This is a genomic window from Domibacillus sp. A3M-37 (assembly GCF_024213455.1).
Classification (GTDB): domain Bacteria; phylum Bacillota; class Bacilli; order Bacillales; family Domibacillaceae; genus Domibacillus; species Domibacillus tundrae.
This window is the reverse complement of record NZ_JANAVL010000009.1, coordinates 18917-33667: the sequence shown is the minus strand read 5'-3', so window position 1 is coordinate 33667 and position 14751 is coordinate 18917. Positions and strand designations below refer to the sequence as shown.

The 14751-nt window shown below is 43.7% G+C and carries 13 protein-coding genes and 3 pseudogenes; 10 read left to right on the top strand and 6 right to left on the bottom strand.

Annotated features, from left to right (window positions below; translation table 11 throughout):
• Positions 1 to 114: 114 nt before the first annotated feature.
• The 3 genes and pseudogenes from NLX67_RS14185 to NLX67_RS14175 all read left to right on the top strand — a co-directional run.
• A complete protein-coding gene (locus tag NLX67_RS14185) occupies positions 115 to 495 on the top strand; it encodes a hypothetical protein (RefSeq protein ID WP_254312193.1) in 381 nt (126 codons plus the stop codon).
• Positions 496 to 748: 253 nt separating this feature from the next.
• Positions 749 to 943 (top strand): hypothetical protein, encoded by a 195-nt coding sequence (locus NLX67_RS14180; RefSeq protein WP_254312192.1) that lies wholly within the window; start codon positions 749 to 751, stop codon positions 941 to 943.
• 146 nt (positions 944 to 1089) lie between these two features.
• Positions 1090 to 1236, top strand: a pseudogene (locus NLX67_RS14175) (family 1 glycosylhydrolase); the annotation flags it as partial.
• Positions 1237 to 1366: 130 nt separating this feature from the next.
• On the opposite strand, the pseudogene NLX67_RS14170 reads toward NLX67_RS14175, so the two are convergent.
• Positions 1367 to 1510: pseudogene (locus tag NLX67_RS14170) on the bottom strand (RpiR family transcriptional regulator); the annotation flags it as partial.
• A gap of 55 nt (positions 1511 to 1565) precedes the next feature.
• Positions 1566 to 2438, bottom strand: coding sequence for a UDP-N-acetylmuramate dehydrogenase (murB, locus tag NLX67_RS14165; protein WP_254312191.1), 873 nt, complete (start codon positions 2436 to 2438; stop codon positions 1566 to 1568).
• Positions 2439 to 2653: 215 nt separating this feature from the next.
• Between murB and NLX67_RS14160 the strand changes: the two genes are divergently transcribed.
• The 3 genes from NLX67_RS14160 to NLX67_RS14150 all read left to right on the top strand — a co-directional run bounded on the left by NLX67_RS14160 (position 2654) and on the right by NLX67_RS14150 (position 5933).
• A complete protein-coding gene (locus NLX67_RS14160; protein ID WP_046180807.1) occupies positions 2654 to 3016 on the top strand; it encodes a YidH family protein in 363 nt (120 codons plus the stop codon).
• Between the two features lie 104 nt (positions 3017 to 3120).
• Complete coding sequence (locus tag NLX67_RS14155; RefSeq protein ID WP_254312190.1) at positions 3121 to 4527, top strand: MBL fold metallo-hydrolase; 1407 nt, start codon at positions 3121 to 3123, stop codon at positions 4525 to 4527.
• Between the two features lie 377 nt (positions 4528 to 4904).
• Positions 4905 to 5933 carry a C40 family peptidase gene (locus NLX67_RS14150; protein ID WP_254312189.1) on the top strand — a complete coding sequence of 343 codons (1029 nt, stop codon included), beginning with the start codon at positions 4905 to 4907 and terminating at the stop codon, positions 5931 to 5933.
• Positions 5934 to 6265: 332 nt separating this feature from the next.
• Here the strand turns inward: NLX67_RS14150 and NLX67_RS14145 are convergent, their stop codons facing one another.
• From NLX67_RS14145 to NLX67_RS14130, 4 genes are all read right to left on the bottom strand, one after another.
• Positions 6266 to 7237, bottom strand: a complete 972-nt coding sequence (locus NLX67_RS14145; protein ID WP_254312188.1) for a carbohydrate kinase family protein — start codon at positions 7235 to 7237, stop codon at positions 6266 to 6268.
• A gap of 2 nt (positions 7238 to 7239) precedes the next feature.
• Positions 7240 to 8712, bottom strand: coding sequence for a glycoside hydrolase family 32 protein (locus NLX67_RS14140; RefSeq protein WP_254312187.1), 1473 nt, complete (start codon positions 8710 to 8712; stop codon positions 7240 to 7242).
• A 59-nt stretch (positions 8713 to 8771) separates the two neighbouring features.
• Positions 8772 to 10211: a sucrose-specific PTS transporter subunit IIBC gene (locus NLX67_RS14135; protein ID WP_254312186.1), complete on the bottom strand. Its 1440-nt coding sequence runs from the start codon at positions 10209 to 10211 to the stop codon at positions 8772 to 8774.
• Between the two features lie 137 nt (positions 10212 to 10348).
• On the bottom strand, positions 10349 to 11347 hold the full coding sequence (locus tag NLX67_RS14130) for a LacI family DNA-binding transcriptional regulator (RefSeq protein ID WP_254312185.1): 999 nt from the start codon (positions 11345 to 11347) through the stop codon (positions 10349 to 10351).
• 184 nt (positions 11348 to 11531) lie between these two features.
• Between NLX67_RS14130 and NLX67_RS14125 the strand changes: the two genes are divergently transcribed.
• The 4 genes and pseudogenes from NLX67_RS14125 to NLX67_RS14110 all read left to right on the top strand — a co-directional run bounded on the left by NLX67_RS14125 (position 11532) and on the right by NLX67_RS14110 (position 14593).
• On the top strand, positions 11532 to 11822 hold the full coding sequence (locus tag NLX67_RS14125) for a glycoside hydrolase family 36 N-terminal domain-containing protein (protein ID WP_254312184.1): 291 nt from the start codon (positions 11532 to 11534) through the stop codon (positions 11820 to 11822).
• Positions 11822 to 12078, top strand: a pseudogene (locus NLX67_RS14120) (alpha-galactosidase); the annotation flags it as partial. The gene NLX67_RS14125 and the pseudogene NLX67_RS14120, both read left to right, overlap by 1 nt.
• A gap of 157 nt (positions 12079 to 12235) precedes the next feature.
• The gene (locus NLX67_RS14115; RefSeq protein ID WP_254312182.1) at positions 12236 to 13363 is read left to right on the top strand and encodes an FAD-dependent oxidoreductase; all 1128 of its coding nucleotides are present in this window, start codon (positions 12236 to 12238) and stop codon (positions 13361 to 13363) included.
• Positions 13364 to 13396: 33 nt separating this feature from the next.
• A complete protein-coding gene (locus tag NLX67_RS14110) occupies positions 13397 to 14593 on the top strand; it encodes a GTP-binding protein (protein WP_254312181.1) in 1197 nt (398 codons plus the stop codon).
• Positions 14594 to 14751: the final 158 nt, after the last annotated feature.

Sequence of the window (14751 nt, the reverse complement as noted above, 5' to 3'; positions counted from 1 at the left end):
TTTTAATCGAATAATGTGCATAAGCTGGAAATAAAATAAATATAAAAGGTTCAGGTTATTGGGTGAATGAGTAAAAACGTGCTTTCTTACTTTTTGACGAAAAGGAGTGGTTAGATGAAAATCAATTTACCGACAAAAACAATGGGGGAGATTGTTAAATCGTTGGAGATTAAAAATCAAGCCAGTACACGTTTTAATGGGAAAGATTTTTATTTCAGGAAAGAGAGATTTTCGCTTGAATCCGGTACACCTTCAAATATTAAAGCTACATTAGAGTCACTGGACAAAAAAGTGGAGAAAATAATTCAGCGTGAAGCAGCATCCAGCCATTGCAGCTTTGCCACAATTGGCCGTGTTCGAGAGCAGCAGGAGAATTTAGAATCAGGAAAAGTTGTTTACATTTATTTTTTTTCGAATAATGAATTCGACACAGTGTTTCCTGATAAACTCGTCACACAGTATGAGCTGCATAGTTGGACAAAAGCGGCTGAATAAACGTTTATTATTCAACAATCGAACGCTCAAGGAGAGTTCTCAGAGTGTAGACAAAGTCAACATTCGTCTTTTTAACAAAAATTTCTATTACCGAAAAAGGCAGGTATCTTTGAGAGAAGCAGGCTCGTTTTTTTACCTGGAGCAGGCAGGGGAAACCACCCGGACTTCGCTTTCCGCGGGCAGTGCAGGCGCTTCCTCGGCTGCGCCTGCGGGATCTCCCGACTCACTGTACGTCCCGCAGGAGTCTTCGTCCGTGCATGCAGCTTCACCAAATGTTTTAGAAAACCAGCAAGAGGAAGCAAGTCCTGATAGGCTGTATGTATGGACCTGCCAGACATGGCTGTTTCGTTTAAAAGCACAGGCGGCGGGCGGAGACGAGCTCAGCGCCTGCCCCAAAGAAAGCGAAGCCGCACGCCCGTCGCCTCCCGTCAAAACAGCCCTCATGTGAAGAAACAAAAGGAGATTCCGTCAAAAATTTTATTTGTCTACAGTCTGCGAACTCTCAAGGAGAGTTCTTTTTTTGTTCTATAAAATAAATGATTTAAATATGAACATCACTTCTGAATAAATTTATAGATGGTACTAACCTTCTATAGCTTCTCAACGTCCGAAATGTCGAAGCGGTACGGATTCATTTACGTAGACCTTGACGATGACGGTAATGGGACATTAAAAAGAAGTAAAAAAGACAGCTTTGCCTGGTACCAGAACGTTATTACGACAAATGGCGAAGAACTTTAAAAACATACCGGATTGCCTTAGAAGCAATCTGGTATGTTTATTTTTTCTGCTGGGACAGCCGTGCAGCTCCCAGGCGAGTGATTGAAGAATATACATAACAGACACTTGTGCTGTAATATTTGATTCTTCAAACAATGGCAGCAGTTGGGACGTGTGTTTCAGCGGCCAGCTCACGGATGCGCATGTAAATAACGTTGTTTTCGTTTTTCGATACGTATTGGTAAATGGCTGTTTCAAGTTCATTAAAAGAAGCAATCATTTTGCTTGTAAACAATCCACTATCCCCTCACACAAAAAAGCCGCTTCCTTTGACGAAGCGGCTTTTTCGATTACTCTTCTCCAATAATTTTTACTTCTGTTTCTAATTCGACACCGAACTTTTCACGGACGCAGTCCTGCGCATACCGAATCAGGTTTAAATAGTCAGTTGAGGAAGCGCCATCTACGTTGACGATAAAGCCGGCATGTTTCGTGGAAATTTCTGCTCCGCCAATCCGCGTTCCCTGAAGGCCGCTGTCTTGAATTAATTTCCCGGCAAAGTAGCCGGTCGGGCGTTTAAATACGCTGCCGCATGAAGGATATTCAAGCGGCTGCTTGGATTCACGAAGCGCAGTGAATGTATCCATTGCTTCTTTAATTTCCTCATAGCTGCCTGGCTTCAGTTCGAAAACGGCTTCTAAAATAATATAGTCTTTTTCTGTAAACACACTTTTTCGGTAGCCGAAATGGAAATCATTCTCACCTAATGTAATCAGGTCACCGTCATGAGAAAGAACGATCGCTTTTGTAAGCACAGTGGATGTTTCACCACCGTATGCACCGGCATTCATGACGAGTGCGCCGCCGACTGAGCCAGGGATGCCGCATGCAAATTCAAGACCCGTTAAACGATGGTCAAGCGCTGTGCGGGAAACATCAATAATTTTCGCTCCACTTCCGGCTGTGATCGAAGGCCCGTCAACATGAATCTGGTCAAAATATTCAAGAGCAATCACGATGCCGCGCAATCCTTTGTCGCGCACGAGCACGTTTGAGCCGTTGCCGAGAATCGTCAGCGGGATCTTGTTTTCTTTCGCATAATGGATAACAGTTTGCAGGTCGTCTATATGTTTAGGCTTAACGAAAACATCTGCCGTTCCGCCAGTTTTCGTATACGTATGCTTACGCAATGGAAACAGTGAATACACTAATCGTTCATCCATCTTCTTCTTTAAGTCGTTTGCAATTTGCAGCGCATCGATAGCTGCTCACCTTCCTTTTCTCATTGTCACTTCTATTATAAAGGATATGACAGGATTCGTTAATCATCTTTCTCTATTTAAGAAATGTTCCCCATTTTTAAGGGTATTGTATATAGTCTAAACAAATCATTTTACGATATATACCCTTTTTGGTATATAAAAAAAGAGGTGAAGAAATGGAAAAAACAAAAAGTTCTAAATTTATTCAACAGCATTTGGCTAATGAACGAACATATCTTGCTTGGGTGAGAACAGCGATTGCGATTATCGGCATCGGGTTTCTTGTCATTAACCTTCATTTTAATTTTTTGCCGCAGCATTCTGCACGTGCAGATGTAATGGCGAATATGATCGGTATTATTGCGGTCGTATCAGGCCTTTTTGTGATTGGGTTCTCGACGTATAGTTATTTTGCAAAAATTAAAACGATTGATGATGAAGTGTTCAAGCCGGAAAGGAACAGTGTGCTGGCACTGACCGGAATTATAGTTGCAACGATGCTCATGTTTGGATTATATGTCACGTTTATTTTTTCTTGAAAAAATTTAAAAATAAAAGAGTTGCAAACGGAATATACCCGTGTTAGCATAAATATACCTCTTAGGGTATATTAACCTCCAAAAATGAAAGGAGAACCATATACATGTTATTTCGTTCGATTTTTGATGAAAAGTTAGCTCAATACACATACCTGATAGGATGTCAGCGCACAGGAGAAGCAATCATCATCGACCCACCACGTCACGTTGACCACATTATTAAAGAAGCAAAAAAAGAAGGGATGACGATCACAGCAGCTGCTGAGACACATATCCATGCAGACTTCGTTTCCGGTGCACGCCAATTAGCGGTTAAGCACGGCGCGAAACTGTACTTGTCAGATGAAGGCGATGAAAACTGGAAATATCAATATATAGACGGTATTAATGCCGAATTGGTGAAAGACGGAATGAAATTTAAAATCGGAAACATCGAATTTAAAGTCATGCATACGCCGGGACATACCCCGGAGAGCGTCTCATTTGTCTTAACCGATATCGGCGGCGGTGCGTCAAAACCAATGGGCATTTTTACCGGTGACTTCGTCTTTGTCGGAGACATTGGCCGTCCGGATTTGCTGGAAAAAGCAGCAGGGATTCAAGGGACGGCCGACGGAGGAGCAAAGCAAATGTTTCAATCCGTGCAGCGCTTTAAACAGCTGCCAGATTACATGATGGTATGGCCGGCGCATGGAGCGGGCAGCGCATGCGGAAAATCACTCGGCGCGGTTCCAACTTCAACGGTTGGATATGAAAAACAATTTAACTGGGCGATGGAGATAAACAATGAAGAAGAGTTTGTCACAGAACTGTTGAAAGATCAGCCGGAAGCCCCTGTGTACTTCGAAGAAATGAAGCGCGTGAACAAAGCAGGCCCGGCGATTGTGGAAGCAGGCGAACCCGCATGGGCAGGCAGCGCCGATGAAGTGATTGAATGGGCAAAAGAAAACAAACATGTCCTCTTGGACACGCGTCCGGCTGAAGAATTTGAAAAAGGTTTTGTAAAAGGCGCCATCAATATTCCGTTCGGCAAGATGCTCGCAAACTGGGCGGGCTGGCTGATTGGTTACGATGAAAAAATAGTTATTATTGTCGAGAAAGCAGATGCGGAAGAAGCGTTGATTGCGCTTCGGTCGATTCACCTCGATGATGTCGTCAAATTAGCCGCACCTCATACAATGGCAAGTGCCGCAACTGAAACATATGAAACGGTAAAAGTGGCTCAATTTGAACAGCTGAAAGAAAGCACTCAAGTGATTGACGTAAGGAACGACAGTGAATGGAAGCAAAGTCATATGAAAGGCGCAGAGCACAAAATGCTCGGACTCCTTCGTAAAACAGGTGAAGAGCTTGATAAAACAAAACCAGTGCTTATTCATTGCCAATCCGGCGTCCGTTCGGCCATTGCGGCGAGTGTCATGAAGCATCTAGGATTTGAAGATGTTACACATTTAAAAGGCGGATTCAGTGCATGGAGCCGTGAAAACGAAAGTGAAATTATTTACTCATAATAAAGTGGGGCTGATTCCGATCAGCTCTTTTTCACAAAAAATATTAATATGGTATACAGTGAATCAGGCATACGCAGTAAGTGGCATGTGCCGCGATGTTGATAAAAGGGCATAAAAATATCATCCGTGCCGTACCGGATATAAGTGACTGGCACGGACCGATTGAAATACAATTTACGTCAAAAAGGTAAGAATTAGACGGAAAAGGAGCTGAAAAGAACTCCTTTTTTTGTTTTTCTGGAAATTTAAGTTTCAATTGTTACGAAAATAATCGAATTTGTAACTTTAACGTAAAACAATGTAATGTTTATTTTTGCTAAAATAAGATTTATGAGGAATATAGAGAGAAAAAAGAATGAGAATCTGGGAGGTACAGGGTGAACAGTTGCAAGAAAGCAGTTCTTTCATTTTTAGCTGTAATATTGTTTTTAAGCATGTCCCCGCTGACATCTGTCAAAACAGAAGCCGCATCTGTTGGTGAGTCGATTGTCGCTTACGGGAAAAAGTTCATGGGTATACCGTACGTATTTGGCGGAACGACACCAAATGGGTTCGACTGCTCCGGATTCATTCAATACATTTACAGAAACGCTGCTGATATTTCTTTGCCGCGTACAACAGGCGAGCAATACAATGTTGGTACAGCTGTGGCAAAAAGTGATTTGCAAGTCGGCGACCTTGTGTTTTATGCGAATACATATAAAAAAGGCATTTCTCACGTTGGGGTATACGCAGGCAATAACCAAGTATTAAATGCAACATCAAGCAAAGGCATTGCGCTTGTTTCAATGGATGATTCATACTGGGGTCCGAAATATGCAGGATCAAAACGTGTATTAGCTGATCAAACCGTACAAACGGAAAAAGCGCCGGAATGGTTCGTAGATGTAACTGAAGTGGCCGCAACATATAATGCAATTAAAACATTAACAGATAAAGAGATTATTAACGGATTTGAAGATTACACATTCCGTCCAGAAGAAAAAGTAACACGCGGACAGGCAGCGGCGATTTTAAACCGTGTGCTTGGCTTAAAACCGGAAGTGATGAGCCACTTTACTGATGTACCGAAAACGAACCGCTTTGCGGCGGACATTGCAGCAATTCGCGAAGCTGGCATCATTAATGGATTTGAAGATAAAACATTCCGTCCGGATGCAGAAATGACTAGAAATGAAATGGCTTCAATTATTCAACGTGCATTTCATTTGAATGTTTCACAGACGGCAGCCGCAAGTGTAGGCTATACGGACATTAGCGCAGACCACTGGGCATATGAAGGCATTGTGACAATGGCATCGATTGATAAAACAGGCTTTTTCAAAGGCGATAAGTTTTATGGAACACATAATACTACACGTGAAGCATTCACAGTTGCAATTTATAACGCAATGAATGCAAACTAAATAGTCCAAAAGCAGCGCAAACGATGCGCTGCTTTTTTGTTCTGTTTATGGTGAAAAAGATGGGCTTTTTCCCTGTATACTGAAACGCTGTTAATTAGCTCGAGTGTCCGCGGCGCTGTTTGGCCGCAAGATGATAAAGACATTTTTAATGTTATTCGGCTGGCAGATCAGGCACTGTATGTATCTAAAAAGAATGGGGAAAACCAGGCGTCGTTTTATAACCAGAAGGTTAATGGATAAGAGGGGCGATTCATTTTCGCGATTTGAAAAAGCTTTGGTATACGGGGTATTTATCTTTAGATCTAGTTTTTTACCATAAAAAAACCCCGTGTTTAGCGGGGCTTTAGCATGTCATCCATTTGTTGTTTCGAGGGCAGGGAGGAAATGGCTCCTTTGCCGGTCGTCGTGATGGCGCCGGCAGCGTTGGCGAATTTCAGCATGTTTTCGCCATTTTGTTCGAGAACGGCTTGTACATTTTCTTGATCGGCGGCCGCATCAAGAAGCCTGTAAAGAAGAGCACCGATAAACGCGTCGCCGGCACCGGTTGTATCCTGAACTTGTACGGAAAAACCATCAGCCTGGATCTTGGTATCATTTACATAAAGCGTTGCTCCTTCCGCACCACGCGTATACACGACCGCTTGCACATCGCCGGTAAACAGCGATTCGATCGCAGCTTTTTCTTCTGAAATGCCGGTGATAAATCCAAGCTCTTCATCCGAAATCTTCACAAGGTGCGCTTTCGGAATAAAAGCTAAAATCGTTTCACGGCACGCGTCAGGACTGTCCCAAAGCGGCAGTCGGACGTTTGGGTCGAAGCTCACTAAAGCACCGCGCTGTTTAGCTGAATCGATGGCTTTGACGTGCGCGTGCTTCATCGGGCTTTCGACTAAATCAACGGAACAAAAATGCAAAATATCGCCGGAAGTAAACAATGATTCATCTACTTCATTTGCCGTCATCAGCAAATCAGCACAAGGCTTTCGGTAAAAAGAAAAATCACGCTCCCCGTCCTCACGAAGCGAAACGAAAGCGAGAGCAGTGTTTGCCTCGTTTGTACGGATGACATGTTTTGTTTCTACGCCGGCTTCATCCAGTTTTTCCAGTAAAAAGTCGCCAAACGCGTCGGCTCCGAGTTTAGTTATCATCGCCGATTTTCCACCGAGCTTTGACACAGCAGCCGCTACGTTGGCTGGAGCCCCGCCCGGCGCGCGCTCAAATGAAACTACATCCTTGAGTGCCTGTCCTTTTTGCATCGGAATAAAATCAATTAACACTTCTCCAATTGAATATAACGTTCCCATTTTTATCCCCCAATCGTCCATTTAACCGCCCGGCAAGATGCACGGCCGCCACTCGCAAAAAAGCGGATTCCAGTACAGTCGTCGCTCGGAAAAATACGGCTCGTAAATACGTCTAATCCATCGTTCACAAACAATTCCAATGAAGAGGAGTCCACAAACAACTGAAAGGTCACGCACTCTGCATCTAAATGACAGCTGCGTACAGTTCCATAGTCGGTACTGAAGGGAGAGCCAGAAAATGTCCGGTCCAAAATGACCTTCTTTTGGACCGCATCATAAGTGATCACCGTTTTTTCGTTTTCATTGACACGGATTTCAATGCCGCATGATGCGGCGTCGTGAATAGTAAACGAACAAATCAGTTCAAACGATGTGCCGCTAAAGCTGTCAAACGTCTTTGTTTCATTTGACAGTTCAGCTGCTGCTTCCATTTGAATGCCGCGCAAGCTTTGCAGCTCCCGCACCGGCCGCTGTATGAGCCGGCCATTTTCGATCGTGATCTCGCGTGGCAGTGTCAGGCAGTGGGCCCAGCCATGTGCATCTGTCGGATAAGCTATTTCCGGAAGCCCCATCCAGCCGACCATAATCCGGCGGCCGTCCGGCGTTTCCATCGTTTGCGGCGCATAGAAGTCAAAGCCGCGGTCCAGTTCATGAAAGTCACTGTGCTGTATCGTTTGTGTATGAACATCCAGGTTCCCGAGTACATAACCCGATTGATAAATATTATGATAGTGATCGCCGTCCGGCGCAATGCCCTGAGGTGAAAAAATGAAAACACCCTGATCATCCACGGTAAAATAATCCGGGCATTCCCACATATAGCCGAAGCGGGGGAGACCGGTTTTTATTTCACCTTCAAATGTCCATTTTTCCATATCAGGAGAACTGTATAGCACGACACAGCCGGTTTTGTCGGTCCGCTGAGCCCCGATAATAGCATAAAATGTGCCGTTTTCTTTCCATACTTTCGGGTCGCGGAAATGATCGGTGTAATCATCTGGCACATGATCAATAACGGGTGTTTTCCATTTTTCAATGACGCCCTTTTCATCCATTACCGCAATATTCTGCTTTGGATGGCGAACCCATTGATCATCGCGCGTATTGCCGGTATACATTAAATAAAGCTGGCCGTTATGCTCAATGCCGCTGCCGGAGTATGCCCCGTGGCTGTCAATGTCATCGTTTGGCCGAATGGCGATGCCGGCATTTTCCCAGTGGACGAGATCTTTTGACTTTGTATGATACCAATATTTAATTCCGTGGACAGGGCCAAGCGGGAACCATTGATAAAATAAATGATATTCGCCGTTGTAAAAAGAAAAGCCGTTCGGATCGTTTAACAATCCCGTTTCAGGCTGAATATGATACGTTTGGCGCCAGGGAGAACGATCGACCTTTTCTTTTAAAGCGGTTAAGTCTTTTTCAGCTATATCTTCAATGCGTGTGTAACGCTGTTCTGTTGTCCATTGCAATTCGATCACCTCGTTAATATAAAAATAAGATGGAGGATTGCTCCTCCATCATGAGTTTGTTATGCAGCATTTTGTATCGCTTGTTTTTTCTCGTCACGCTTTCCAAGCACGATGGTGACCACAAACGCGACCGCAATGGCAATGATCATGCCAATCACGTATTGAACAAGTCCTTCATGCTGAATGGAAATAACGCCGGGAAGACCGGCCGCTCCAAGCGCGATGGCTTTTACTTTAAAGAACGTCACATAAGCTGTGGCAACAGAAGAGCCGATAATGGCGCCAATAAATGGATAACGAAGCTTCAAGTTAACGCCGAACATTGCAGGCTCGGTAATACCGAGCAGGGCAGAGATGCCGGCTGCTGATGCGGTGCCTTTTAGCTTTTTGTTTTTCGTCATTGTAAAAACAGCCAGTGTTGCCCCGCCTTGTGCGACATTCGACATTGTCGCAACCGCAAAGATAAACGAACCGCCTGTTTTGGCAATATCGGCAAGTAATTGGGTTTCAACTGCAATAAAGCTGTGATGCATGCCGGTAATAACGATGGGTGCGTAAAGAAGACCAAAAAGTGCTCCGCCTACGAATCCGGTTGTGTCATACAGCCAAATCATGCCGTCAGAAAGCAGATTGCCGGCTGAACGAGTAAGGGGTCCAACAAGTGTAAATGTTAAAATCCCGGTAATAAAAATCGTCAAAAGAGGTGTCAGCAAGTTATCGAGTGCGGAAGGAACTACTTTGCGCAATGATAATTCCACTTTTGCCAATATAAACGAAGCGGCTAAAACTGGAAGCACTGTGCCTTGGTAGCCGATTTTTTCAATTTCAAATCCGAAAATAGACCAAACCGGAATTTCGCCGCTTACAAGCGCGCCCCCGTATCCCCAGCCGTTTAGTAAATCCGGATGAACCATAATCATTCCGAGAGCAGCCCCGAGATACGCATTTCCGCCAAACCGCTGCGTCGCTGAGAAGCCGATTAAAATAGGCAGAAAGACAAAGGCAGCGTTCGCGAATGTATTAATAAGCGCCGCGAGATCGGCCATGTTCGGATACGCTTCGACGAGTGACTGGCCGTCGATAAACAATCCTTGAGCAGTAAGCAGGTTGTTAATTCCCATTAACAAACCGCCGGCGACGATTGCCGGAATAATTGGAACGAAAATGTCTGACAGCATTTTCACAAAACGTTGAAGCGGGTTCATGTTCTTCGCGCCGGCGCTTTTTACGTCCGTTGTCGACATGCCGTCCGTACCGGTCATTTTAGAAAATTCCGCAAAGACTTTATTCACTGTACCGGAGCCAAAAATGATTTGATACTGTCCCCCGGTAGAGAACGTACCTTTCACACTGTCCATCGCCTCTAGTTTTTCCTGATCAACAAGTGATTCGTCATGCAAAGCGAGACGAAGCCGAGTCGCACAATGTGCAGCAGCAGCGACATTTTCTTTGCCGCCAATGGCTTGGAGCGTTTCACGGGCAATATCATTGTAGTTCATACTACTTCCTCCTTTATAGATGCATAAAATAAACGGAACCGGTTCCGCAAACAAGTAAATAAAAAACGGATTTTAGGAACCGGTTCCAAATAAAATTTAAAAATTGAAAACGGTTATAGAAACCGGTTTCAATTAGATTATAAAAGATGGTTTGTCCGAATGTCAACACTTTCCCGTAAAATAATTTCAAAGCGGGAATAGGCAAGCCTTGGCACTTCTTCACCTTTGACAAGCTTGACGATATGATTGGCAGCCGTATGCCCTGCTTCTGTAAAATAAATATGAACAGTCGTTAAAGAGGGGTTCATCATCGCTGTTACTTCGTAGCCGCCGAATCCAGTGATCGAGACATCTTCTGGTACACGGAGTTTTTTTTGATACGCCGCTTTTACAGCACCAATGGCAATATTGTCCGTTGCACAGACGACCGCTGAAGGGGAAAATTCGTCGAAAAGCTGCCGGGCCTGCTCTGCCGCATCGCTCATGCTGAAGGTTGTTTCGAAAAAGCGTGCTTCCACATCTGCTGTGTGTTCGCTGACCGCTTGAGCAAACCCTTTTTTTCGTTTCAAGCCAACTGCGACATCGTATTCACCGACACCTAGAAACGCAATTTTTTTATGTCCGCGCTGCGCGATATACTTGCCGATCGCGTAACCAGCTGTTTCGTCATCATGGACGAGGCTGTAGACGTCATCATGCTGCTGCCCGACAAGCAGGACCGGAATATCAATTTCTTGAAACGCTTTTAAATGGGCGTCCGTTACTTCCGTTGCCAGCAAAATAATACCGGCGACTTTTTGCTTGGCCAGCGTATAAATATTTTCAATTTCGCGTTTTAAATTCTGGCCGGTATTTAAAACGAGCATGTGGTAATTCAATTCGCGCAGCCGTTCATCGATGCCCATCAGTGTACGTGAGGTGGCATATGAATCGAGGCGAGGAATAATCGTGCCAATAATATTTGTCTTTTTTGCTTTTAAGCTTTGTGCAAACGCATTTGGCGCGTAGCCAGTTTCTTCGATAACCAGTTCAATTTTCTTTTTTGTTTCTTCACTTACCGAACCGCCGTTTAAATAGCGTGATACCGTGCTTTTTGCCACGCCGGCGATCTTGGCAATATCTGCAATCGTTTTCATGGTTATTCACTCCATTTCTTCTCTGTATCTACTATACAATATGATAGAAAACCCGTACAATTTGCAAAAAAGAAAAATGTTTTACTAAAAGTAACCAATAAAACACCTGTTTTTTTAGGTAATAGTCTATTATGATATTTGAAAGCGTTATCTATTAAAGATACTAAAATAGGGAGGAAAACAATTGACTATTTACTATCATGATTCGCAGAAAACTTTTCATTTGCAGGCGGGCGATTCAAGCTACGTGATGCAAGTGGTCAATAAGGGTTTTTTAACGCACTTATATTGGAGGAAAAAGATAAAAGAATACCGGTTTGCAAATCGGCTGCAGTTTACTGACCGGGCGTTCTCTGGCAATCCGCATCCACCTGAAAACCGGACCTTTTCACTGGATACGCTGCCTCAGGAGTTCCCGGTCTATGGTACAACAGACTACCGGGCGCCGATCGTACAGGTGCAGCTTGAAAACTAAGTCTTGTGTATCCCATCAGCTCAATAGGCGCGCGTATCAGATGTGCCAAATCACCAGGTGAACCCGAACCACATCACTAAAAATGCGTGGGGATATAGCGGCATCAGGGAACCTTGGCTACGAGCTGAATTTGACGAAATTAACAGAGGATGAAAAAGAAGAAGTTAAGCGGCAGGTTGCGCAGTATAAAAAAATACGGCCACTCATTCAGTTTGGTGATTTTTACCGGCTACTCAGCCCGTTTGATGGAAACAAGACGCCTGAATGTTTGTAAGTTGAATACAATTATTCAGCCGGTTAAAGATTTTTCTTGAGTTGACTTGAACTGTAAGATGTATTATGATTTAAATCGTAATTATTTCGTTTTACTATTTAAATCGTAACAATTACGTTTTGTGAAGGAGGGGAAGGAATTGATTGAGTGGGCGATTATCGGCGGTGGCATCCATGGCTGTACAGCAGCAACTTTTTTAATAAAAAGTGGAAAGACTTCAATTGATCGTCTTCGAATCATTGATCTTTATGACAAACCAATGGCTAGGTGGAGGCGAAATACGAAACGGATTGGCATGGAATATTTACGCTCGCCAGTTGTTCATCACATCGATGTTCATCCATTAAGCTTGCAAAAATACAGTGACTCGGCAAAGAGTAGAAATCTTTACGGTTATTATAAGCGGCCGCAGCTCGATTTTTTCAATGATCACTCGGAAAACGTTTTGTATGAGGTAAACGTACAAAAAGCGTGGAAGCAAGGGAAAGTCGTTTCAGTTAAACGAAATGAACGCTGGATTCTTACGCTCGAATCAGGCGAACAAATAATGGCGGAAAATATTATAGTTGCAATCAGTGTTAATGAACAACCTATTATTCCTGAATGGGCACATAAACGGGCTTTTCATATTTTTGATGAACAAATACCAGACTTCAAAAAACTAAAACCTCCTGTTGTCATTGTAGGTGGGGGCATCACGGCAGCCCATACAGCTGTGGCAGTCAGCCAGTTATTTCCTGGAAAAACGACACTTTTAAAGCGGCATCCTTTCCGTGTACATTTTTTTGATAGTGACCCGGGGTGGCTGGGACCGAAAAATCAAACCGGATTCCGAAAAATAGAAGACTACCAGCAGCGCAGAGAAGTGATCAAAGCAGCGCGTCATAAAGGATCTATTACGCAGGAGTTGTTTTATAAACTTGCACGTTTTCAAAAAAGAAATGAACTTCAAATTATAAATGGAGAACCCGTTAAAATGAATGAAACAACGATCACAATGAAGGATCATTCTAACATTCAGGCGAAAACTGTTATTTTAGCGACGGGGTTCAAGTCTTCATTGCCTTCACAGCCGTGGCTGCAAAAACTGATCTTAAATGAAAACCTGCAATGTGCTCATTGCGGCTATCCGATTGTAAACGAATCATTGGAGTGGTGCCCGCATTTATTCGTTATGGGTCCGTTAGCTGAGCTTGAAATCGGTCCAATCGCGCGAAATATATCAGGTGCCAGACAGGCGGCAGAACGAATTGTGGCAAATTTATAAAAACAGAAAGAGTAAATCGGGGGAAAGTGAAAAATGAATCAAATTCCAGTTACAGTACTCAGCGGCTATTTAGGTGCGGGAAAAACAACGCTGCTGAATCATATTTTAAAGAATGAACAAAACAAACGGATTGCAGTCATCGTAAATGATATGAGTGAGCTCAACATTGATGCAGCGCTTGTGAAAAAGGGCGGATTTTCTAAAACAGAAGAAAAACTCGTTGAGCTGCAAAACGGCTGCATTTGCTGCACACTTCGTGAAGACTTGATGATTGAAGTGGAACGGCTGGCGAAGAAGGGGGATATCGATTATATCGTCATTGAATCAACAGGCATCGCCGAACCGATTCCGGTGGCTCAGACATTCACATACATTGATGAAAAAATAGGAATTAATTTATCCGAATATTGCCGCTTGGATACAATGATCACTGTTGTGGATGGCAATCGCTTTTGGCATGATTTTGCTTCAGGTGAAACATTGCTTGACCGGAAAGAAGCAACAGATGAAGCGGATACACGAGAAGTGGTCGATCTGCTTATTGACCAAATTGAATTTGCAAATGTATTGCTTTTGAATAAAACAGATTTGCTCCAAGAAGCTGATATTGAGGAACTTCATGCCGTGCTTCGAAAATTGAATCCGGATGCGCGCATTATCCGAACATCTTTCGGACAAGTGCAAATTGAACAAGTATTGGACACGCACTTATTTGACTTTGAGAAAGCAAGTGAAGGAGCCGGCTGGATCAAAGAATTAAATGAAGAGCATGTGCCGGAAACAGATGAATATGGCATTGCATCGTTTGTTTACCGGCGCCGTCGTCCATTTCATGCGGAGCGCTGGATGAACTGGCTCGAAAACTGGCCGGTGGAAGTGGTTCGGGCGAAAGGCTTTTTCTGGCTGGCAACACGGAACAATATAACGGGGATGATCTCGCAGGCGGGACCGTCCATTATAATCCAGGGTGCCGGTGAATGGGTCGCTTCTTACCCGGAGCAGGAGCGTGAGCAGACGCTGAAAGAAGAGCCGGAACTCTTGGTCGGATGGGATGACACATACGGTGACCGGGTCACAGAAATCGTTATGATCGGCCTGGAGATGCATCGTGAAACAATAGAAAACGAATTAGACCGTTGTTTGCTGACGGATAAAGAAATGAAAATGGATTGGACGGGATTTAAAGACCCGCTGCCGCCATTCCAACTTGCAGAATCAGCCCTTAATTAATCAGGGGGCTTTTTTATTGAAAAAAATAAATCTGTAAATAAACATTTAAAGAGTATGTTTAGGGAGATGGATATATCAGAACAGTGTTGAAAAGTTTCTATTTGACATTCTTTAAAAAATAAAAAAACAGAGACAGGATTTTTTGATAATAAACGGAC